The 21,470-nt window shown below is 62.8% G+C and carries 17 protein-coding genes; 12 read left to right on the forward strand and 5 right to left on the reverse strand.

Annotated elements, in window-relative coordinates:
- Positions 1-61 precede the first annotated feature (61 nt).
- The 4 genes from AC0L3N_RS00880 to AC0L3N_RS00895 form a co-directional block, all read right to left on the reverse strand.
- A complete protein-coding gene (locus AC0L3N_RS00880; protein WP_123146338.1) occupies positions 62-1,084 on the reverse strand; it encodes a zinc-dependent alcohol dehydrogenase family protein in 1,023 nt (340 codons plus the stop codon).
- 19 nt (positions 1,085-1,103) lie between these two features.
- Positions 1,104-2,876 carry a TRAP transporter large permease gene (locus tag AC0L3N_RS00885; protein ID WP_208867593.1) on the reverse strand — a complete coding sequence of 591 codons (1,773 nt, stop codon included), beginning with the start codon at positions 2,874-2,876 and terminating at the stop codon, positions 1,104-1,106.
- On the reverse strand, positions 2,873-3,457 hold the full coding sequence (locus AC0L3N_RS00890; protein ID WP_095493902.1) for a TRAP transporter small permease subunit: 585 nt from the start codon (positions 3,455-3,457) through the stop codon (positions 2,873-2,875). Before AC0L3N_RS00890 ends, AC0L3N_RS00885 begins: the two co-directional genes overlap by 4 nt.
- 380 nt (positions 3,458-3,837) lie before the next feature.
- Positions 3,838-4,743 carry a branched-chain amino acid ABC transporter permease gene (locus tag AC0L3N_RS00895; protein WP_473544899.1) on the reverse strand — a complete coding sequence of 302 codons (906 nt, stop codon included), beginning with the start codon at positions 4,741-4,743 and terminating at the stop codon, positions 3,838-3,840.
- Between the two features lie 152 nt (positions 4,744-4,895).
- Between AC0L3N_RS00895 and AC0L3N_RS00900 the strand changes: the two genes are divergently transcribed.
- The 11 genes from AC0L3N_RS00900 (at position 4,896) to AC0L3N_RS00950 (ending at position 18,730) form a co-directional block, all read left to right on the forward strand.
- A complete protein-coding gene (locus AC0L3N_RS00900; protein ID WP_473544901.1) occupies positions 4,896-5,504 on the forward strand; it encodes a CGNR zinc finger domain-containing protein in 609 nt (202 codons plus the stop codon).
- A complete protein-coding gene (locus AC0L3N_RS00905; RefSeq protein ID WP_473544903.1) occupies positions 5,497-6,027 on the forward strand; it encodes a hypothetical protein in 531 nt (176 codons plus the stop codon). The genes AC0L3N_RS00900 and AC0L3N_RS00905 overlap by 8 nt, the downstream gene beginning before the upstream one ends.
- 223 nt (positions 6,028-6,250) lie before the next feature.
- Positions 6,251-9,730 (forward strand): indolepyruvate ferredoxin oxidoreductase family protein, encoded by a 3,480-nt coding sequence (locus AC0L3N_RS00910; RefSeq protein ID WP_473544905.1) that lies wholly within the window; start codon positions 6,251-6,253, stop codon positions 9,728-9,730.
- Positions 9,731-9,865: 135 nt separating this feature from the next.
- Positions 9,866-12,178, forward strand: coding sequence for a putative bifunctional diguanylate cyclase/phosphodiesterase (locus AC0L3N_RS00915; protein WP_473544907.1), 2,313 nt, complete (start codon positions 9,866-9,868; stop codon positions 12,176-12,178).
- A gap of 159 nt (positions 12,179-12,337) precedes the next feature.
- Complete coding sequence (locus AC0L3N_RS00920) at positions 12,338-13,117, forward strand: N-acyl amino acid synthase FeeM domain-containing protein (RefSeq protein WP_473544909.1); 780 nt, start codon at positions 12,338-12,340, stop codon at positions 13,115-13,117.
- A gap of 195 nt (positions 13,118-13,312) precedes the next feature.
- Complete coding sequence (locus AC0L3N_RS00925) at positions 13,313-13,462, forward strand: DUF3096 domain-containing protein (protein WP_065006071.1); 150 nt, start codon at positions 13,313-13,315, stop codon at positions 13,460-13,462.
- Positions 13,463-13,649: 187 nt separating this feature from the next.
- A complete protein-coding gene (locus AC0L3N_RS00930) occupies positions 13,650-13,874 on the forward strand; it encodes an aa3-type cytochrome c oxidase subunit IV (protein ID WP_123146345.1) in 225 nt (74 codons plus the stop codon).
- A gap of 85 nt (positions 13,875-13,959) precedes the next feature.
- Positions 13,960-15,216, forward strand: a complete 1,257-nt coding sequence (locus AC0L3N_RS00935) for a Re/Si-specific NAD(P)(+) transhydrogenase subunit alpha (RefSeq protein ID WP_473544911.1) — start codon at positions 13,960-13,962, stop codon at positions 15,214-15,216.
- Positions 15,216-15,641, forward strand: coding sequence for a proton-translocating transhydrogenase family protein (locus AC0L3N_RS00940; protein ID WP_123146347.1), 426 nt, complete (start codon positions 15,216-15,218; stop codon positions 15,639-15,641). Before AC0L3N_RS00935 ends, AC0L3N_RS00940 begins: the two co-directional genes overlap by 1 nt.
- A 6-nt stretch (positions 15,642-15,647) precedes the next feature.
- A complete protein-coding gene (locus AC0L3N_RS00945) occupies positions 15,648-17,045 on the forward strand; it encodes an NAD(P)(+) transhydrogenase (Re/Si-specific) subunit beta (RefSeq protein WP_123146348.1) in 1,398 nt (465 codons plus the stop codon).
- A 173-nt stretch (positions 17,046-17,218) separates the two neighbouring features.
- Complete coding sequence (locus AC0L3N_RS00950) at positions 17,219-18,730, forward strand: hypothetical protein (RefSeq protein WP_473544913.1); 1,512 nt, start codon at positions 17,219-17,221, stop codon at positions 18,728-18,730.
- 59 nt (positions 18,731-18,789) lie between these two features.
- Here AC0L3N_RS00950 and gyrB read toward each other — a convergent pair whose 3' ends face one another.
- On the reverse strand, positions 18,790-21,261 hold the full coding sequence (gene gyrB / locus AC0L3N_RS00955) for a DNA topoisomerase (ATP-hydrolyzing) subunit B (protein WP_473544915.1): 2,472 nt from the start codon (positions 21,259-21,261) through the stop codon (positions 18,790-18,792).
- Here gyrB and AC0L3N_RS00960 point away from each other — a divergent pair.
- Positions 21,260-21,403: a hypothetical protein gene (locus AC0L3N_RS00960; RefSeq protein ID WP_165848410.1), complete on the forward strand. Its 144-nt coding sequence runs from the start codon at positions 21,260-21,262 to the stop codon at positions 21,401-21,403. The two genes, gyrB and AC0L3N_RS00960, sit on opposite strands and share 2 nt — an antisense overlap.
- Positions 21,404-21,470: the final 67 nt, after the last annotated feature.

The following is a 21,470-nucleotide window of genomic DNA, read 5'->3' on the forward strand; positions in this document are numbered from 1 at the left end:
AACAGTTACGGCGCCACGCGCTCTTCGGACGCGTTGCGCCGTCACATTTCGATTTGCCTGATCAGCGCGGCACCACCAGCACCTTGACTTCGCCTGGCGCAGGCGGATTGGCGATCACCGCAGCCGCCTCCTCCAGCGTCACCTGCCGTGAGATGAGCTTGTCGATCTCGATCGCACCCGAGGCGATGAGATCGGCGGCCCGGCGATGCGTAAACGGATTGAGGAACGAGCCGAGCACCTTCAATTCCCGGAACAACAGGTTGAAAGGCTCGAACTCGGCCTTCATGCCTTGAGGTGTCACGCCGACGACGACCACCGTACCGCCGGCTTTGGCCAGCCGCATCGATTGTTCGACCGTCTCTCTTACGCCGGCACATTCGAACACCACATCGACGCCGCCCGGCATGAGGCCCGACGGACCGAAGACCGTGTCGATGATATCGCAAGCGCTGGGGTCGACCGTCACCGTTGCGCCCAATTCTCCTGCAAGGGCGCGCCGCGAGGCCTGGCGCGTCGACAGGATGATTGTCGTCGCGCCGGCAAGCCTCGCCAGTTGCACGGTGAGCAGGCCGATCACCCCGCCGCCAAGCACGGCGACCGAGGAGCCGGGTCTGATCTGCGCCAGGTCCACGCCATGCAGGCAGCAGCCAAGCGGCTCGCAGAACGCGCCATGCGTCGGCCTCAGGTCTTTCGGAAGGAGAATGGCCTGCTTCTGAGGCAGCACGACATATTCGGCGAAGCCGCCGTCGCGGCGGATGCCGATGGCAACTAGATTATGGCAGAGATTGATGCGACCCGCGTGGCAGTGCGGGCAGTGCCCGCAGGCGATGTTGGGATCGCCGGTAACGCGATCGCCGACCGAAAAGCCGGACACAGCGGTTCCAGTCGCCTCGACGATCCCGGAGAATTCATGTCCGAGCGTCACCGGCGGCGTACAGGGAAATTCGCCATGGAAAAGATGCCGGTCGGTGCCGCAGACGCCGCATGCCTCGATCCGCACCAGGAGATCGTCCGGTCCGGCGGACGGTTTGCCGACCTCGCGCAGGGCAATGCTGCCCACGCCCTCCAGCCGCACCGCTTTCATCTTTGTTACGCCTCCGGCATCAATTGAAACTCGGTGGTTGGGACAGATCGGTTGCTGGCGCTGCTGGCTTGGCAGGCGGCGTTTCGCCGAAATTCGGCGGTTGCGACAGGTCTGGTGCGGGCGCGGTCGGCGCCGTGCCGCCATCCGCCGGAGGTGCGCCGAGTGGCGACAGGCTCGGCGTTTCCGGCACCTGATAATCGATCGTGCCTGGGTCCACTGCCGTGCCCTTGTAGTGCATCACCATCTGCGGGAAGGCGATGGTCAGGCCGATCATGATGACCTGGATGCAAACGAAGGGAACCGCGCCCCAATAGATCTGGCCGGTGGTCACCGGCGCGATCTTCTTGCCGGTGAGGCGATCGAGATAGGGCACGCGGGCGGCGACCGAACGCAGATAGAACAGTGCGAAGCCGAAGGGTGGATGCATGAAGCTGGTCTGCATGTTGACGCCGAGCAGCACGCCGAACCAGATCAGGTCGATCCCGAGCTTGTCGGCGGCCGGCGCCAAAAGCGGCACGATGATGAAGGCGAGCTCGAAAAAATCGAGGAAGAAGGCGAGCAAGAAGACGAGGATGTTGACGCCGATCAGGAACCCGACTTCGCCGCCCGGCAACGATGTCAGGAGGTGTTCAACCCAGATATGGCCGTTGACGCCGTAGAAGGTGAGCGAGAACACCCGCGCCCCGATCAGGATGAACAGCACGAAGGACGACAGACGCGTCGTCGACGCCAGTGCCTGCTTGATCACGTCCAGCGACAGCCGCCCCTTCATCGCCGCCATGATCAGCGCGCCGACAGCGCCCATGGCGCCGCCCTCGGTCGGTGTGGCGATGCCCAGGAAGATGGTGCCCAACACCAGGAAGATCAGCGCCAGCGGCGGGATCAGCACGATGATCACCTGCTGCGCCAGCCGCGACATCATGTTGATCTTCAGGCGCTGGTCGGCGATTGCCACGACGTAGATGAGGATCACGCCGATGGTGGCACCGAGAATGTCGGCGTTTTGGCCCTGCGATGGCGCAAGATAGCGATACGCCGCGTAGGAAACCACGACTGCCGCCAACACTGCGAACAGCAGCGACAGGACACCGTGGCCGAGCGTGCGGGCCTCCAGCGGCAGCGCCGGCATCGACTTCGGCCGGACGATCGACATGATCACGATGTACGTCGTGTAAAGGCCGGTCAGAACCAGCCCCGGGATCAGCGCGCCCGCATACATGTCGCCGACCGAGCGGCCGAGCTGGTCGGCCAGAACGATAAGCACCAGCGAGGGCGGAATGATCTGGGCGAGCGTGCCCGATGCGGCAATGACGCCGGACGCTACACGGCGGTCATAGCCGTAGCGCAGCATGATCGGCAGCGAGATCAGGCCCATGGCGATGACGGAGGCAGCCACCACCCCCGTGGTTGCGGCAAGCAGCGCGCCGACGAAGATCACAGCATAGGCGAGACCGCCGCGGATCGGCCCGAACAATTGGCCGATCGTGTCGAGCAGGTCTTCGGCCATGCCCGATCGCTCGAGCACGATGCCCATGAAGGTGAAGAACGGGATGGCCAGCAGCGTGTCGTTCGACATCACCCGGCTGCCGTAGAAATTGTCCGGCAGCGCGTGCAGCAGCGGCCAGGCGAGATTGATCGAGCCGCCCGAATAGGGTGACAGCACAACCCCGATGAAGAAGAACAGCAGGCCGTTGGCGGCGAGTGAGAAGGCGACCGGGTAGCCGATCAGCAGGAAGATGACCAGCGAGGCGAACATGATCGGCGCCATGTTCTGGGCGATGAACTCGATCACGAGCGCACCTCTTCGGCGAGCGCCTTCGCTTCGAGCTCGGCCTGCTCATGCACCGATATGAACGGCGTCGGATCGTCCATGTCGCCGCGCATGATGGCGATCTTCTTGATGATCTCGGAGATGCCCTGGAGCGCGAGCAGGAAAAAGCCGGCCAGCAGGATTGCCTTTGCAGGCCAGATGATCAGCCCGCCGGAATTGTTCGACATTTCGCCACTGCGAAACGACAGCGACACATAGGGAACGAAATAGATCACCATCAGCGTCACGAACGGCATCAGGAAAAAAAGGTGACCGAGAAGGTCTATCCAGTGCTGCACGCGGCGCGAGAACATGCCGTAGACAATGTCGATACGGATATGGTCGTTCTGCTTCAGCGTGTAGGCGGCGGCCAGCATGAATGCGGCGCCGAACAGATACCACTGCAGTTCCAGCCAGGCGTTCGACGACATGTCGAACGTCTTGCGGATGACGGCATTGGCGGCGCTGACCAGGATTGCCAGCAGGATCAGCCACGACACCCATTTGCCGATGAATTCGTTCACCCGGTCAATGGTTCTGGATAGAGCGAGCAGCCCTGCCATGCATTCCTCCCTTTACGCATCGGCCCGAAAATCGGTGTCGATTTTCGGAAAGCACGATGCATGACTCAAAGTATCAGCGGCGCGCCAATTCCCGCTTGTTTTTCCGCCGCCTCGATGTGGCCCAACGGTATGCCGTGCGTGGCCCGGCGGGTCAACACAGGGCAGACCGACTAAAACAATCTTGTGAGGTGAGGAAGGGGCTTTTGAGATGAGGAAGGGGGCGAAACAGCCGGCTGACCCGGCGCATGACCCCGAAAATCGGAATCGATTTTCGCTGGGGATCATGCGCAAAATCAAAGTGCTACAACGCCTTTTCGCGTCCGAGAGGACGCGCGCGCTGTAGACGTCATGCAACCAAAGTCTACCCAGGCTTGGTACAGTCAGGCGATCTTGCCCTGATCGCGGCCGGTGCCGATCAGCACCAGCATGGCGACGAGGAACAGATACATCCAGCCATCGCGCCATTCGAGCGGAAAATAGCCGGCCCACAGCGATTCGGCCATGCCGAAAGCGGCGGCGCCAAGTGCTGCCCGCAACGGCGAGAGATAGCCGCCCACCGCCGTCACAAACAGGATTTTCAGCCCGTAGACCAACCCTGTGCCGAAGCTGATGTTGCCGTAGTAGAAGGCGGCGAGCACGCCGGCCAGTGCCGCGCAAAGGCCGCCGAAAAGCACCGCACGCCGAAGCACCGCGCGAACATCGACGCCGCACATCGCTGCCGCCCTGGGATCGTCGGACACGGCGCGCCAGCGCCGACCGAAGCTTGATTGGGCGAACGCCCAGGCGGCGAGCCCGATAGTTGCCGCGACGACAGCGCAGTCGAGCAACTGGATGAGCGTCAGCGTGGCATTGAAATTGGCCCCCCGCGCAAAAATGATGGGCTGGGCCAGCATTGGCGGCAGCCACAGATCATGGGTTTCGGCGGCGATACGGCTGGCTTCCGACAGGGCCAGCAATATGCCGAGCGTCGTCACCACGATGGCGTTGGGCGAGCGGTCGGCCAACGGTTCGAAGATGCTTCGCGACAAGACATGGCTGAGCAGCGCCGCATAAAGGAACGCCGCAGCTACGCCGAGCGCGACGGATGCAAACAGCGTCAGCCACAGCGCCTGATAGCCGAACGCCGCGGTGAGGATCATCGTATGCCCGCAAAAGGCGAACAGCGCCCCATAGGCAAGATTGGTGCGGTGCAGGATGCCGTTGGTCAGCACGTAGCCGAAGGCAAGCAATGCGTAGAGCGCGCCCGAATGCAGCCCGTTCAGAACCTGCTGGAAGAAATAGAGCATGCAATGTCCTCGATGCATGCCCCCCGCATTCGGGGCGCAGCGGTTTGGGACGAACGACATTCTCAAGACTAGGCTATCGCGATCGCCTCCGTGACGAGCGTTGCACCCGGTATCTAACTTGTCAAATGCGTTTTATCGGTTAGATTCGCCATATGGCAGTATCCTGGACTCCGCACCGCTTCACCGGTGGCATGCTTGCGCTCGACACGGCGAACACCGTCGTTTTGCGGAACGATCCGGAGAAAACCTTCGACCGGCTCAAAGATCCGGCCGAGATCGCCCGCTTTGCCGAAGCGGCGAGCGGCTTTCGCGCCGCCGAGCTCGGCGGCAGGCCGCTCGCAGCGCCGGCGCCTGGAAAGATCGCGCCGGTGGTGCTGTCGATCAGGGAGACGACCGATCGGCTGTTTCGCCGTGCGGTTTCGGAAGGTGCGATCGCCACCGGAGACATGCCTGAATTCCTTGAAGCCTGCGCCGACGGACTCGCCGAAAGCCGCACCGAAATCGGGAGGCCCGGAAAACCGTTCGGCAATCCGGCGACGCCGATTGCCTTCGAGGCGGCGCTTGCGGTCTCGGCGCTGTCGCTGCTGCGCGGCGAAACAATCGCCAGGCTGAGGATATGTCCGAACTGCAGCTGGCTGTTTGTCGACAAAAGCCGCAATTCCAGCCGCCTCTGGTGCGACATGGCGGTGTGCGGCAACCGACAGAAGGCAAACCGATACTATCGCCGCCGGACCGCGGCGAGGGAGGTCACCAATGTCTAAAAGATTTTCGCGCGCGATGATTGTCGTCGCGGCGTTGTTCGCGGTGGCCGCTCTCGGCGCCTGCCGTGACTCCGGCAAGGACCAGCTGTTCGCCATTTCCGGGAAGCTGTTCGAGTTCAACTACCGGCTGGGCATCGCCACCTATGTCATCACCCTGAATCCGCTGCGGCCGGTGGGTGAGGGACAGGTCGCCGTGGTCTTCTTCCAGAACCCGGCCGGTGGTGATCCGATCATCGTCACCCAGAAAATATGGCCGAAGCTGCCGCATGTGACCCTGACCAGCCCGCCGCTCACCTGCGTCGTCAAGAACAAGCCCTATGCGGTGTCGATCCGCATCGAGGATTCCAGCGGCAAGTTGCTGCAGAGTTTCGAGACGACACTGACGTCCTCGCTCGACCAGTCGGTCCTGCCCGACCGGCCTCTCGTGGTCGGGCCAGTCTACGAGCTCAACAAGGACCTGGCCGGCCATGTCGACGGCAAGCTGCCCGGCGAACCGAAGCTCAGTTGCCCAAAGGCTGCATGATGCGTCACCAGCGGCGCACTGACCGCCGCCGGAATTTTCGTGCTCGGCCATCCTCACCGACAGGCGTTTCGTGGCGCCACACGGCCGCGCACGGATCATTTGTTGCGCGCCGTCTGGCACCTTCGATTTTGTTTGACCTCCCCGGCAAGGGAAGAAAGACTGTAGGCACTCGACTCCGACGTTGGCTGCGCTCGAACTGCGGCCTCCGCACAGGAAATGCCTGATGACGCTGCATGATGTCGCGCTCGACGACAAGTTCGACCTGGGAAAGGAGCGCATCTTCCTTTCCGGCGCGCAGGCGGTCATCCGCATGCTGCTGATGCAGCGCGAGCGCGACCGCCGGGCTGGCCTGAACACTGCCGGCTTCGTCTCCGGCTATCGCGGCTCGCCGCTCGGCGGCCTCGACATGCAGCTTTGGAAGGCCAGGAAGCAGCTCGCCCGGTCGGACATCGTCTTTCAGCCCGGCCTCAACGAGGAACTCGCGGCCACGGCATGCTGGGGATCGCAGCAGGCCGAATTGCTGGGCGAGGGCACGCATGATGGCGTCTTTTCTGTCTGGTACGGCAAGGGACCGGGCGTCGATCGCTCCGGCGACGTGTTCCGCCATGCCAACCTCGCCGGCTCGTCCAGATATGGCGGCGTGCTTGCCCTGATGGGCGACGACCACATGGCCGAATCCTCGACCAACGCGCACGCGACCGAGTTCCTGTTCGTCGACACCATGGTGCCGATCCTCAATCCGGCCGGGGTCCAGGAGATCATCGACTATGGGCTTTACGGCTTTGCCATGTCGCGTTTCGCCGGCACGTGGGCGGCGATCAAATGCGTCAAGGACAACATCGAATCGACGGCTTCGGTCGATGCCGCGCTCGAACGGCTTGATATCGTCACCCCGGACTTCGAGATGCCGCCCGGCGGCCTCAACATCCGCAACGAGATCGACATGCTCGGCCAGGAGGAGCGGCTGCATGAATACAAGCGCGCCGCCGCTTCGGCTTTCATCCATGCCAACGGGCTGAACCGGATCGTTTATTCCGGTGGACGTGCCCCGAAGCTTGGCATCGTCACCATCGGCAAGAGCTATCTCGACGTTCGCCAGGCGCTGGAAGACATCGGCGTCGACGAGACTGCCGCCAACCGCATTGGTATCAGGCTGTTCAAGGTCGGTTGCCCGTGGCCGCTCGACCTGCAGCACATCGCCCATTTCGCTCGCGGCCTCGACGCCATCGTCGTCATCGAGGAGAAACGCTCGCTGATCGAGGTGCAACTGCGCGAGAACCTTTACGGCACCGCCATGCAGCCGGTCATCGTCGGCAAGAAGGACGAGCGCGGCGACGGGCTGTTCCCGGCCAAGGGCGCGCTCGACCCCAATGACATCGCAATCGCGCTCGGCGAGAGAATCTTGCGAACGATCGGCCCGTCGGACGAAATCGCCGCACGAGTGGCGAGACTTCGCCAGTTCCAGGCGATGCTCGCCGACACGCCAGACATCGCCTCGCGCACCCCCTTCTTCTGCTCCGGCTGCCCGCACAATTCCTCGACCAAGGTGCCCGACGGCTCGCTCGCCGCCGCCGGCATCGGCTGCCATTTCATGGCGCTGTGGATGGATCGCAACACCGTTGGTTTCACCGCGATGGGCGGTGAGGGCGCGCAATGGGTCGGCCAGGCACCGTTCTCCAAGCGCGATCACATCTTCCAGAATCTCGGCGACGGTACCTACAACCACTCTGGAGCGCTGGCGATCCGCTTCGCGCTGTCGACCGACGCCAACATCACCTACAAGATCCTCTACAACGACGCCGTCGCCATGACCGGCGGTCAGCCGCACGAGGGTGGCCTGACCGTGGACATGATCGCCAGGCAGGTGCGGGCCGAGGGCGTCGAGCGGATCGCCATCGTCACCGACGAGCCGGACAAATATACCGGCAAGGTCGAATTCCCCGCCGGCGCCACCATCCATCACCGCGACGATCTCGACCTCGTCCAGCGCGAATTGCGCGCGGTCAGGGGCACATCCGTGCTGATCTACGACCAGACCTGCGCCGCCGAAAAGCGCCGCCGCCGCAAGCGCGGCACCTTCCCGGATCCCGACAAGCGTGTCTTCATCAACGAACTGGTCTGCGAAGGCTGCGGCGATTGCGGGGTGCAGTCGAATTGCGTGTCGATCCAGCCGGTCGAGACCGAATTCGGCCGCAAGCGCAGGATCGACCAGTCGAGCTGCAACAAGGATCTCTCCTGCATCAACGGCTTCTGTCCGTCCTTCGTCACCGTGCATGGCGCCAAGATCAGGAAGGCAGAGGGTATTGCCGGCACGACCGATCCGCTCGACGGCGTGCCCGCGCCCGCTGAATTCCCGCTCGGCGAACAAGGCTGGGCGGCGATCATCGACGGCGTCGGCGGCACCGGCGTCGTCACCATCGGAGCGGTGCTCGGCATGGCGGCCCATCTCGAAGACAAGGGCTGCGGCATGATCGACATGGCCGGCCTTGCCCAGAAGGGCGGTTCGGTGTTCACCCATGTCCGCATCGCGCGCAGCCCGGGCGATATCCATGCCATCCGCGTTTCGGCGGGGAAGGCAGACCTTGTGCTTGGCTGCGACCTTGTCGTGTCGGGCGCCCAAAAGGTGCTCGCCGCGGCGCGTGAGGGCCACACGATCTTCCTCGCCAACACCGCCGAGATCATGCCCGGCGAGTTTACCCGGTCGGCGGATTTCTCGCTGCCTGTCGAGCGACTGAAAAAGGCGATCCGCACTGCCGCCGGCGACGACAAGGCGCATTTCTTCGATGCCACCCGCACCGCCACCGCGTTGTTCGGCAGTTCGCTCGGCGCCAACATGTTCATGCTCGGCTTCGCCTTCCAGCATGGCGGCTTGCCGCTGTCAGCCGAGGCAGTCGAAAAGGCGATCGAGCTCAACGGCCAGGCTGTGGCGATGAACGTCTCAGCCTTCCGCTGGGGCCGCCGCGCCGCCCACCAGCCGGATTTCGTGCGCGGCCTCGTTGTCCAGCCGGGCGCGGCTGCACAGAACGCCGCTGTCGCCGAGACGCTGGACGACATCATCGCCCGCCGGGTCGCCTTCCTCACCGGCTATCAGAACGCCGCTTATGCCAAGCGCTACGCCGACAGACTGGCCGCGCTGCGCAGGGCCGAAGCCAGTGCGGTGCCCGGTTCGACTGCTGTGACCGAAGCCGCCGCGAGGAACCTGTTCAAGCTGATGGCGGTCAAGGACGAATACGAGGTGGCAAGGCTCTACACCGACGGCTCCTTCGCCGCCGAACTGGGGAAGCAGTTCCAGAGCTACGACAAACTCGAATTCCATCTCGCGCCGCCGATCATGGGCAGGCGCGGCAACGACGGCAAATCGAGGAAGTCGAGTTTCGGTCCCTGGATGATGAAGGGATTCCGCCTGCTGGCGGCGATGAAAGGCTTGCGCGGCACGGTCTTCGACGTGTTCTGCTACAGCACCGAAAGGCGTATGGAACGGCAGCTTCTTGCGCAATACGAGGCCGACCTGGAGCTTGTCGCCGGCGCGCTGGCGCCGGGCAAGGTCGAGGCCGCGGCAGCACTTGCCTCGGTGCCGGCGCTCATTCGCGGCTATGGTCACGTCAAGCAGGCCAGTGCCGAAAAGGCCGCTGGAGAGCGCCTAAGGCTGCTCGATCGCCTGGCAAAGACGCCGGTTCGGCCAAAACTCCAGGCCGCCGAGTGATCGATACGCCTCGTTTACCTGAAGGACAGCTTCCCCTGGGTCAACCGACCTGACGGTGAGGCCCCAGACGGCCCCTCTAAATCTTTCTTAAGGCTAATGTGACACAGCTTGGCTCCCCAGGGTTGGGATTCAGGCGTGAATCTAAAAAGAAAAAACGAGATTCCTGTCGACGTCTATATCCCGTTCGTGGAAACTCTGTTTCGCGACGGGGTGACGCTTTCGATCGGCATTCTCGCGCAAACCTTCCTTATCGGCCTTGTCTGGTGGAAGAACGGCGATCCGCGTTACCTGGTTGTTGCGATCGCGATGGTTCTCGTCGGCATATTCCGCATGAGAAACTTCCAAAAATACAACAACTTGCCGTCACCGACGACCTGGGAGGAAGCGCACAAGCGCGAAAACGATTACATATTCTACGGCTCCCTGCATGGGCTTACGCTCGGGGCTTTCTGCCTGCTCGGCATCTACTTTGCGCGCGACGATTTCGCCGAGATCGCCTCCGTTTGCCTGACGCTGGCGACCGCGACGTCCATTGCCGGCCGCAACTACGGCTCGCCGCGCATGGTGATCATCCTGACCCTTGCATTGACCTGGCCCATCTCGCTGGGCTTCCTGCTGCGCGGCGATATCTATCATGTTTTCCTTGGCCTGCTGTCAGCGCCATTCCTGTTCGCGATCCGCAAATTCGCCAACACGGTGCGCGATGTGCTTTTTGCGGCGGTGTCGGAGGAAAAGAAGGCGAACCGCCTCGCCCAGCGCTTCAATCGGGCGCTGAACACCATGTCGCATGGCCTTGTCATGCTCGGACCGGACGGCCGGGTGGCGGTGGCCAACGCCGAAGCAGCGCATTTGATGTCGCTCAAGTCGCCCGACGCGCTGCTCGGGCGATCGATCCACGGTCTGCTGATGCGCGGCGTTGCCGGCGGCATGCTGGCGCTGAAGGACTGCCGCTACATCGAAGCCCAGCTTACGCGCGCCCTGCGCGAGGGCCGCGATCGCAAGGTTCTCGTCTCGCTTGCGAACGGTCAGCACTATGAGTTCTCGGCGCGCGAAGGCAGCCAGGAACTGGGCGTCGTCACCTTCGAGGATGTGACGGCCCGCGTCGAGGCGGAAGACAAGATACGCTTCATGGCGCGTTACGACAGCCTCACCGGCCTGCCCAACCGCGCCTATTTCCAAGAGCTGATCGGAGAGGCGATGGCATCCGGCGACCTCGAGCGTCTCTGCGGGCTCGCCGTGCTCGACCTTGACGACTTCAAGAGCGTCAACGACACGCTTGGCCACCCGGTCGGCGATGGATTGATCTACGCCGTCGCTGAACGGCTGGCGGCGGTCGCCGGACCAGGCGTCACCGTCAGCCGTTTCGGTGGCGACGAGTTCATGATCTTCTTCGACCGCGTCGAGGACGAGAGCCATCTGATCAGCCAAATCGACGAGATTTTCATTGACCTGCAGGGCGAGGTCGACGTCGCCGGTCATGGACTGCGCATCCAGGCCAGCGGTGGCGCGGTGCTGTCGCGGGTCAGGAACAGCGATGTCGACGCCATGATCGTCAAGGCGGACCTCGCGCTCTACAAGGCCAAGGAACTCGGCAAGAACACTTGGCGGTTGTTCGAAGCATCGATAGATGCCGCTTTCCGCAACCGTCAGCTGATGAAGGCCGATCTGCGCACCGCGGTGGAAAGCAAGGGGTTGCGGGTGGTCTACCAGCCGATCGTGACGATGAGCACGATGCGCATAGCCAGTTGCGAGGCGCTGTGCCGTTGGGACCACCCCGATCTCGGACCAATTTCGCCCAGCATCTTCATTCCGCTGGCGGAAGAAATGGGCATCATTTCCGAGATCAGCACCTTCGTCCTGCATGCGGCGTGCACCGAGTGCGCCAAATGGCCCGCACAGACCAGTGTCTCGGTCAATCTCTCGGCCAAGGACTTCCGCAACCGCGACGTTATCGAGAAGGTTTGCGATGCGCTCGCCAGCTCCGGTCTCGCCGCCGGTCGCCTGGAGATCGAGGTCACCGAGACGGCGCTGCTCGACGACAAGTCGCTGACGCGTCAGTATATCGAGGAATTGAAGCGGCTTGGCGTGCGCATCGCGCTCGACGATTTCGGCACCGGCTATTCGAGCCTGAGCTATCTCCACAAACTGCCGCTCGACAAGATCAAGATCGACCGATCGTTCCTGATGGACGTCACCCAGAACAGCCGCTCGCTCGAACTGCTCAAGGGCATCGTCAATCTGTCACGGCCGCTGGGGCTTTCGGTGACGGTCGAGGGCGTCGAGACTTTCGAGCAGCTCAAGATCCTGGCCTTGCAGGTGAAGCCGGACCTGGTTCAAGGTTTCCTGTTCGGCTCGGCGCTCAGCGCGTCCGGCATCGAGACCATGTCGAGCACGGTCTGGCCCTTCGCCAAGGACATCAATACGGCCAGGAAGGCGACGCTTCGCTGATCTCTGTGGCTGATTTCCATGGGAGGAATCTCCACTTTGGTATAATATTTACAATTATTAACCTTAATAGCTGGTAAACGATCTCTATCTTGTTTTCAGCTTTACATCTTACGACCCTGCCGTAGGGTTGTTCGCGGCGGTTGTACGGGGATTGAGTTCATGGTTGTTGAGTTGATTTCGCCTCGCCAGGCGGCGGGTGCGGACGGGAGTGATGCGTCCGACACTATGTCCAGCTTTGCCAGGAATGTCTCGGCGATGCTTGAGCGGACGGAATACCGTCGCTGCGACAAGGGCGAAGACCTCGAGGACATCTACCGCCTGCGCTACAAGTCGTATCGCTCCAACGATATGGTGCCCGATAGCGAGAACCATACCATTCACGACGAGCTCGACGAGGCGCCGAATGTCTTTCGTTTCGGCGTCTACATCGACCAGGAACTCGTCAGCACACTGCGCATTCACCACGTCGCGCCGGCGACGCCGATGTCGCCTTCCACCAAGGCTTTCGGCGATATCGTCATGCCGATGCTGGCCAAGGGACTGAGCTTCATCTGTCCCAGCCGGTTCGCCTCCGACCCCGACTGGTCACGCGTCTATCCGCAAATTCCCTATCTCACATTGCGGCTCGCCGGCATGGCGTGTTTTCATTTCAACGCGCCTTACTGCCTGTCGACCATTCGCGAGGACCACGCCGGCTTCTACAAGCGGATCTACTATTCCGAGAAGATCAGCGAGGCCCGCGCCTATCCCGGCGTGTACAATAAGGTCGTGCTCTACCGTGCCGACGTCAACGCGATCCGCGAGCGCTCCCTCTCCCGGTTCCCGTTTTTCCGTTCGACGCCGATGGAGCAGCGCATGCTGTTCGACATGCCTAATCTTGGTGAACTCGCGCCGCTGACCATCCTGCCCACAGCCAAGTATTTTCGCGAAGCCGCCTGATGCATGTCGCGCAAAAGTGTGCAGCAGCTTTGGGACAACGACATGCATCAAAACAAAGGCAAGACATTCGGCAACTTTGCAACCTGGCCATGGAGCTTTCAGGCCGCTTCGGCGTTCTGAGAGGCGCGCCGATGGCGCAATGAATGACGTCCGACCCGCATAGCGTTGACGACAATCCTACCGAAAGGAAACGACATGACCATTTCCACGCTCGCACTCACTCCGCTGATCTCGCTGATTGCCGGCGTGCTGATCCTGGTGATGCCGCGGCTCCTCAACTACATCGTCGCGCTCTATCTGATCGTCGTCGGCCTGCTTGGGCTGTTCCCGCAGCTCGCCGGCTGATGTGACAAGCCTCAGCCGCAAGGAAGCGCAAGGCGGCAGCCACGCTCGCCTCCGGAATATCCTCCTGCATCAGGCGGCTTCAACTTTCCTTTGAGGCTGTCGTTTCCGGCGATGCGGCAATAGCGCCATTGCCCTCGGCTCGGCTTTTCGCTATGTGCCTGAAAGATGTCTTCGAAGGGGTATTCCTATGGCTGATCACTCGCCGACCGGTCCTGTCGAACTGGGCGCGAAGATGGACTATGCCGAGCACGACCGCACCTATGCCGGATTCCTCAGGCTGGCGAAATACGGATCGCTCTTTTGCCTCGCCGTGCTTCTGGCAATGGCTTTCGGCTTCTTTGCGGGCGGCTTCTTCTCGGGATTTGTCCTGTTCGCACTGATCCTCGCCGTCGGCGCTTTCATTCTCCGGTAAATTCTTCAAAACCCCTTGCCCGTGACATCGCCGGAAATCCGGCCGGCGTCCTGCGCAGACAGGTTCCAGCCGAAAGGATCATGCGGTGGGACAGACGGTTTTCATCCCTCGTGAGCTCGATGCGAACGAGCCGCGCGTTGCTGCCTCGCCCGACACGGTGAAGCGGCTGGCGGGGCTGGGGTTCGCCGTGATCATCGAAAGCGGCGCTGGCACGGCATCGCGCATTCCCGACGAGGAGTTCGCCAAGACCGGCGCTGTGATCGGTAAGGTCGGTGATGTCGCCAAGGCCGATGTGGTGCTGAAGGTTCGCCGGCCTGATGAGGCGGAGCTGAAGGCCTATCGCCCGGGCACTGCCGTCATCGCCATCATGGATCCCTATGGCAACGATGCTGCCGTCGATGCTCTGGCAACGGCCGGCGTCACCGCCTTCTCGATGGAGTTCATGCCGCGCATCACGCGCGCCCAATCCATGGATGTCCTGTCCAGCCAGGCGAACCTCGCCGGCTATCAGGCAGTGATCGACGCGGCTGCCGAATATGACCGGGCGCTGCCGATGATGATGACGGCCGCGGGCACGGTGCCGGCGGCGAAAGCCTTCATCATGGGCGTCGGCGTCGCCGGCCTGCAGGCAATTGCGACGGCAAGACGTCTTGGCGCTGTGGTCACTGCCACCGATGTGCGCCCCGCTGCCAAGGAACAGGTTGCCTCGCTGGGCGCAAAGTTCCTGGCGGTCGAGGATGAGGAGTTCAAGGCGGCCGAGACGGCTGGCGGCTACGCCAAGGAAATGTCTAGGGAATACCAGGCCAAGCAAGCTGCGCTGACCGCCGAGCACATCGCCAAGCAGGACATTGTCATCACCACGGCGCTGATTCCTGGCCGTCCGGCGCCGAAGCTGGTTTCGGCCGCGATGGTCGCCTCGATGAAGCCGGGCTCGGTGATCGTCGATCTCGCGGTCGAACGCGGCGGCAATGTCGAAGGCGCTGTGCCCGGGCAGGTGGTGACCACGGCCAACGGGGTAAAAATCGTCGGCCATCTCAACGTGCCGGGCCGCGTAGCGGCCTCCGCCTCGCTGCTCTATGCCAGGAACCTCTTTGCGTTCCTCGAGACGCTGGTCGACAAGACCACGAAGACGCTGGCCATCAACCGCGACGACGATCTGGTCAAGGCGACGATGCTGACCGATGGCGGCCAGGTCGTGCATCCGGCCTTCGCCGGCAAGCCGGCGGTGATGATCGCCTCGGCTGAACCTGCGAAGCCCGTTGCCGCGAAGAAACCGACTGCGCCAAAGAAAGCTGCCGCACTCAAGAGTCCTGCCGCTGCCAAGCCGAAAGGGATCGCGTGATGGACCAGACCTTGCAGAAAGCCCTCGACCAGCTCGACCAGGCGACCGCCGCCGTCCGGCTCGCGGTGCAGGATCTGGCCACCGCTCCAGGCGGCACCGATGCGGCAGCCGACGCCGCGCACGCGCTGTCCGGCGGGGCGATCGATCCGTTCGTCTTCCGCTTCGCTATTTTCGTCTTGGCGATCTTCGTTGGCTATTACGTCGTCTGGTCGGTGACGCCGGCGCTGCATACGCCGCTGATGGCCGTCACCAACGCCATTTCCTCGGTCATCGTCGTCGGCGCGCTGCTTGCCGTCGGCATCTCGGCGTCCGGCATCGCCACCGGCTTCGGTTTCGTCGCGCTGATGCTGGTCTCGGTCAATATCTTCGGCGGCTTTCTCGTCACCCAGCGCATGCTGGCCATGTACAAGAAGAAGGACAGGTAGAGCGACATGAACGCCAACTTCGCCTCCTTCCTCTATCTGGTCTCCGGCATCCTGTTCATCCTGGCGTTGCGCGGCCTGTCGCACCCGACCACCAGCCGCCAGGGCAACATGTACGGCATGATCGGCATGGGCATCGCCATTGTCACCACGCTGGCGCTGGCGACCCCTTCGGCGGGAGGCTTTGGCCTCATCGTGCTCGGTCTGCTGATCGGCGGCTCGGTGGGCGCGGTCACCGCACGGCGCATCGCCATGACCTCAATGCCGCAGCTGGTCGCCGCCTTCCACTCGCTCGTCGGCCTTGCCGCCGTCATGGTGGCGGCTGCCGCCGTCTATGCGCCGGAAAGTTTCGGCATCGGCACGGCAGCCGACATCCACGCCCAGGCGCTGATCGAGATGAGCCTCGGCGTCGCCATCGGCGCCATCACCTTCACCGGCTCGGTCATCGCCTTCCTCAAGCTCGATGGCCGCATGTCGGGCAAGCCGATCATGATCGGCGGCCGTCACTTCATCAACGCGGCCCTCGGCATCGCGCTGATCGTGCTGATCGTGCTGCTGGTCACCACCGAGTCCAAGCTGGTGTTCTGGCTGATCGTTGCGGCATCGCTTGTCCTTGGCGTCCTGCTCATCATCCCGATCGGCGGGGCCGACATGCCGGTGGTCGTCTCGATGCTGAATTCCTATTCGGGTTGGGCGGCTGCGGCACTCGGCTTCACGCTCGGCAATCTGGCGCTGATCATCACCGGCGCGCTGGTCGGCTCGTCCGGCGCGATCCTGTCCTACATCATGTGCAAGGGCATGAACCGGTCATTCATCTCGGTCATCCTCGGCGGCTTCGGCGGCGAGACTTTCGCCACCGCCGATGACGGCATCGAGCGCACGGTCAAGCAGGGTTCGGCCGACGATGCCGCCTATCTGATGATGAACGCGCAGAAAGTCATCATCGTGCCAGGCTACGGCATGGCGGTCGCCCAGGCACAGCACGCGCTGCGCGAGATGGCCGACAAGCTCAAGGCCGCCGGCGTCGACGTCAAATACGCCATTCATCCGGTCGCCGGCCGCATGCCCGGCCACATGAACGTGCTCTTGGCCGAAGCCAACGTGCCTTACGACGAAGTGTTCGAGCTCGAGGACATCAACTCCGAATTCGCGCAGGCCGACGTCGCCTATGTCATCGGTGCCAACGACGTCACCAACCCGTCCGCGCGGGACGACAAGAGCTCCCCTATTTTCGGCATGCCGATCCTCGATGTCGACAAGGCCCGCACCTGCCTGTTCGTCAAGCGCTCGCTCGGCTCCGGCTATGCCGGCATCGACAACACGCTGTTCTACAAGGACGGTACCATGATGCTGCTCGGCGACGCCAAGAAGATGACCGAAGAGATCGTCAAGGCCTTGGACCACTGATCCGGGTTAGCGACGCCGGTACACCGCCAGTTGCTCGAAACCAAAAGTCTGGCTCCGCGCCGGGCTTTTTCTTGGCCCTGAGCATCCGGCCTGGAGCGTCTTTGCTCTCACCCCGGTTTCAGAGCTACGATGGGCAAATTCTGTTCCGGGATTTGTCACCAACGGAGGCACTGGTGTCCGACCCTCATCCTGTTGCGTCGCCGGCCAGGACCAGTCCGCCGGCCTCCGGAAAGGCGCCGCGCAAGCTCAGCCAGGCCGTGGTGATCGTGCATGGCATGGGCGAACAGCGGCCCATGGGCACGCTGAGGGAATTTGTTCAGGCTGTCTGGAGTCATGATCCCGCCCGCGCGCCGTTTTATGCCCGTGTCACTGATCCGGCCGACCCCGACGGTGAGAAGATCAACCAGAGCTGGATCACGCCTGACAGCCGGACGAACTCGCACGAGCTTCGCCGGATCACCACCCCTTACGACGTCGATGGCCGCCGCACCGATTTCTACGAGCTTTACTGGGCCGACATTACGCAGGGCACGACGCGGGGCCGGCTTGCGGCCTGGGTAACGAATCTGCTTTGGCGCAAGCCCACCGACATTCCGCGCGATGCCCGCGGGCTGTATGTCGTCACGCTTCTGGCCGTCATAACAGTCCTGTGCGCGGCGCTCCTGCTCGCGACGTCGGCATCGCAAGGGTATATTTCCTGGACCACGGGTACGCTCGTCACGATCCTGGCTTCGTTCGTCATCTGGTTGGTGGACCGGTTTGGCCTTCCTTATTTCGGCGACGTGGCCGCCTATGTACGTGCTGAAGCGGCAACGGTCGAGAAGCGCGCCCTTGTCCGCGACCGTGGCCTGACGCTGCTGAGGCGTCTCATGATGGACGATGGCTACGATCGGATCGTGCTGGTCTCACACAGCCTGGGATCGATCATCGCCTACGATCTGCTGCAGATATTGTGGGCCGATTTCAGGCCTCGAAAGCTGGAAGCGGTCCGCGACAAGGCGAGACTGAAAGCGATCCGCGCCGTCGACAAGTCCACGCTCAACGCCGATGGTTCTGCGTGGCCTGACGGCTTGGATGATTTTTCCGGATTCCGCCGCGCCCAATGGGAGCTCTATCGGCAGCTTCGCACCAGGGACGCCGATCATCCATTGCCATGGAAGATCAGCGATTTCGTCACGCTCGGCAGTCCGCTGACCCACAGCGAATTTCTGGTGACCTACAACCTCGCCGAATTCAGGCGCGGCATCGCTGAGCGGCTGTTCTCGGCATGTCCGCCGATTGCCGAGACGGCGGCCGGTGGAACCGTCCTCTATCAGGAAGGGCGCAGCCGTTCGGGCAAGCCACAGCGGGCGGTGCATCATAGTGCAGTGTTTGCCGCGACGCGTTGGACCAACATCTTCGACAGGGGCAATGGCTGGCTGACGGGCGACCCGATCTCCGGGCCGATGGCGGAAAATTTCGGCCCCGGCGTGGACAACATCCAGGTCGAGCTGCGCGGTTCGCTTGGCCGCATCTTCACGCACACGCTCTACTGGTCGCTGAAGACGACCGGCGTCGAGGTCGCCGCAGCCGCCGGCACGCCGCCGCGCTCGCATATTGGCGTGCTGCGCGACGCCGTCGACCTCGGTCGCAAACTGGAGCCAAGTCAGGCGGTGCCGACGATAGGCCGCACAGAAACGACCTGAAGCATAAAAACGCGCGCCGGGAGTACGCCAACACCTCAAATACCCTGATTGATTGGGCCTCAGATATCCAGATTGGCGACCGACAGCGCATTGTCCTGGATGAACTCGCGTCTAGGCTCAACTTCGTCGCCCATCAGCCGCGAGAATAGACTGTCCGCATCGGTGGCATCGGTGACCTTGACCTGCAGCAGCGAGCGCACATTCGGGTCGAGCGTGGTTTCCCAGAGCTGCTCGGCGTTCATCTCGCCGAGGCCCTTGTAGCGCTGCATGGTCAGGCCCTTGCGACCGGTGGCAAACACGGCGTTGAGCAGCGCCAGCGGTCCCGAGATGGTTTCCGACACATCCTTGCGGCGCAGCAGCGGCGGCTCGCCATAGACTTCCGCGAGGCGCGGCGCATAGCGGTCGAGCTGGCGGGCGTCGGCCGAATTGATCAGCGCGAGATCGAGATGCGCGAACTCCTTGACGCTGCGCACCGTGCGCTCGAACACATAGCCGCCGATGCCTTCGTTCGAGGTCGACATGCGGCCGGTCCAGCCGCGTTCGGTGTCCTCGGCAATGATGTCGAGGCGCCGGGCGACACGCTCAGCCATGGCGTTGGCCCGGCCGAGATCGGCGAACAACTCAGGGTTGAGTGCGCCGGCGATCGCCGCCTGCTCGACCACGCCCCGGTTATAGCGCGTGTGCAGCCCGTTGATGAGCTGGCGCACCGCCAGCGCATCGTCGATGGCGCTGCGCAGGTCCTGTCCGGCCCGCACCTCGCCGGCGCTGAGCGCAAGCGACGCCTCCTCCAGCCCCGAGCCGATCAGGAATTCCTCGAAGGCGCTTTCGTCCTTGAGGTATTGCGAACTCTTGCCGCGCGTCACCTTGTAGAGCGGCGGCTGGGCGATATAGAGATGGCCGCGCTCGATCAGTTCCGGCATCTGCCGGAAGAAGAAGGTGAGCAGCAAGGTGCGGATGTGGGCGCCATCGACGTCGGCGTCGGTCATCAGGATGATCTTGTGATAGCGCAATTTGTCGGCGTTGAACTCGTCCTTGCCGATCGAGGTGCCGAGCGCGGTGATCAGCGTACCTATCATGTCGGAGCCGAGCATGCGATCGAAGCGGGCCCGCTCGACATTGAGGATCTTGCCGCGCAGCGGAAGTATGGCCTGGTTCTGGCGCGAACGGCCGCCCTTGGCCGAGCCGCCGGCGCTGTCGCCCTCGACGATGAAGATTTCGGACTTCGCCGGATCGCGTTCCTGACAGTCGGCCAGCTTGCCGGGCAGCGAGGTGACGCCGAGCGAGCTCTTGCGGGTGATGTCGCGCGCCTTGCGCGCGGCTTCGCGCGCCGCTGCCGCCTGGATGACCTTGTCGATGACCACCTTGCCCTCGGTCGGGTGCTCTTCGAGCCAGGTGCCGAGCGCTTCGTTGACGAGCCCTTCCACCACCGGGCGAACTTCGGACGAGACCAGCTTGTCCTTGGTCTGCGACGAGAATTTCGGATCGGGAACCTTGACCGACAACACCGCCGTCAGCCCCTCGCGGCAATCGTCGCCGATCAGCGCCACCTTCTCCTTCTTGGTGAGGCCCGAGGATTCGCCATAGCCGGTTATCTGGCGCGTCAGCGCGCCGCGGAAACCGGCAAGATGCGTGCCGCCGTCGCGCTGCGGAATGTTGTTGGTGAAGGCCAGCACGTTCTCGTGGTAGCTGTCGTTCCACCACATGGCGACTTCGACGGTGATGCCGTCGCGCTCGGCTTTGATCGCAATCGGCTTGTCGATCAGCGGTTTCTTGACGCGATCGAGATATTTGACGAACTCCTCCAGTCCGCCATCATAGTGCAACTCATGACGCACGACGTCGGCATGGCGGGCATCGGTCAGAATGATGCGCACTCCGGAATTCAGGAAGGCGAGTTCGCGCAGCCGGTGCTCCAGCGTGCCGAAGTCGAATTCGACCATTGTGAACGTTTCGGCCGACGGAAAGAAGGTGATCTCGCTGCCGCTGCGTCCGTCATAGGTGCCGGCAACCTTGCGCTGTTCGTAGGTGCCGGTGACCCTTAGCGGCGCGTCGGCATTGCCGTGCGTGAAGCTCATCTCGTAGATCTGGCCGTTACGGCGGATCTTCAGCTTCAGCCAGGCCGAAAGCGCATTGACCACCGAGACGCCGACGCCGTGCAGGCCGCCAGACACCTTGTAGGAATTCTGGTCGAACTTGCCGCCGGCATGCAGCTGCGTCATGATCACTTCGGCCGCCGAGATGCCTTCGCCGGTGTGGATATCGGTCGGAATGCCGCGGCCATTGTCGATGACCGTCACCGAACCGTCGGGGTTGAGCGTCACGGTGACGAGGTCGGCATGGCCGGCCAGCGCCTCGTCGATGGCGTTGTCGACGACCTCGTAGACCATGTGATGCAGGCCCGAGCCGTCGTCGGTATCGCCGATATACATGCCCGGCCGCTTACGGACGGCATCCAACCCCTTCAAAACTTTGATGGAATCGGCGCCGTACTCGGCCTCAGCGCCGTTGGCGTTGTCGATCTGATCGCTCATGAAAACCTGTCTGATTGATGCCGCACATCCAGCGCAAAAAATCGGCTCCGAATCGCGCGTCCTTGATGTCCAAGATATAGGTGCAAAAGGCGGTTTTTCCAAGATTTGCAAGCATTTCCGAATGGAAGAAGAGCGCGCCTGACCGGCCAGGGCATCGGACCCAAAAGTGGAGCCGGACTTGGAACAGAGCGGCGGCAACAACAGAGGGC

The sequence above is a fragment of the Mesorhizobium sp. WSM4807 genome, from assembly GCF_055811615.1.

Excerpts from the sequence above, each read along its gene's own strand:
- AC0L3N_RS00925 (WP_065006071.1), top strand. The coding sequence starts at position 13,313 with ATGACCATTTCCACGCTCGCACTCACTCCGCTGATCTCGCTGATTGCC.
- AC0L3N_RS00945 (WP_123146348.1), top strand. The coding sequence starts at position 15,648 with ATGAACGCCAACTTCGCCTCCTTCCTCTATCTGGTCTCCGGCATCCTG.
- AC0L3N_RS00905 (WP_473544903.1), top strand. The coding sequence starts at position 5,497 with ATGTCTAAAAGATTTTCGCGCGCGATGATTGTCGTCGCGGCGTTGTTC.
- AC0L3N_RS00890 (WP_095493902.1), bottom strand. The coding sequence starts at position 3,457 with ATGGCAGGGCTGCTCGCTCTATCCAGAACCATTGACCGGGTGAACGAA.
- AC0L3N_RS00880 (WP_123146338.1), bottom strand. The coding sequence starts at position 1,084 with ATGAAAGCGGTGCGGCTGGAGGGCGTGGGCAGCATTGCCCTGCGCGAG.
- AC0L3N_RS00940 (WP_123146347.1), top strand. The coding sequence starts at position 15,216 with ATGGACCAGACCTTGCAGAAAGCCCTCGACCAGCTCGACCAGGCGACC.
- AC0L3N_RS00910 (WP_473544905.1), top strand. The coding sequence starts at position 6,251 with ATGACGCTGCATGATGTCGCGCTCGACGACAAGTTCGACCTGGGAAAG.
- AC0L3N_RS00895 (WP_473544899.1), bottom strand. The coding sequence starts at position 4,743 with ATGCTCTATTTCTTCCAGCAGGTTCTGAACGGGCTGCATTCGGGCGCG.
- AC0L3N_RS00900 (WP_473544901.1), top strand. The coding sequence starts at position 4,896 with ATGGCAGTATCCTGGACTCCGCACCGCTTCACCGGTGGCATGCTTGCG.
- gyrB (WP_473544915.1), bottom strand. The coding sequence starts at position 21,261 with ATGAGCGATCAGATCGACAACGCCAACGGCGCTGAGGCCGAGTACGGC.
- AC0L3N_RS00960 (WP_165848410.1), top strand. The coding sequence starts at position 21,260 with ATGAAAACCTGTCTGATTGATGCCGCACATCCAGCGCAAAAAATCGGC.
- AC0L3N_RS00920 (WP_473544909.1), top strand. The coding sequence starts at position 12,338 with ATGGTTGTTGAGTTGATTTCGCCTCGCCAGGCGGCGGGTGCGGACGGG.
- AC0L3N_RS00930 (WP_123146345.1), top strand. The coding sequence starts at position 13,650 with ATGGCTGATCACTCGCCGACCGGTCCTGTCGAACTGGGCGCGAAGATG.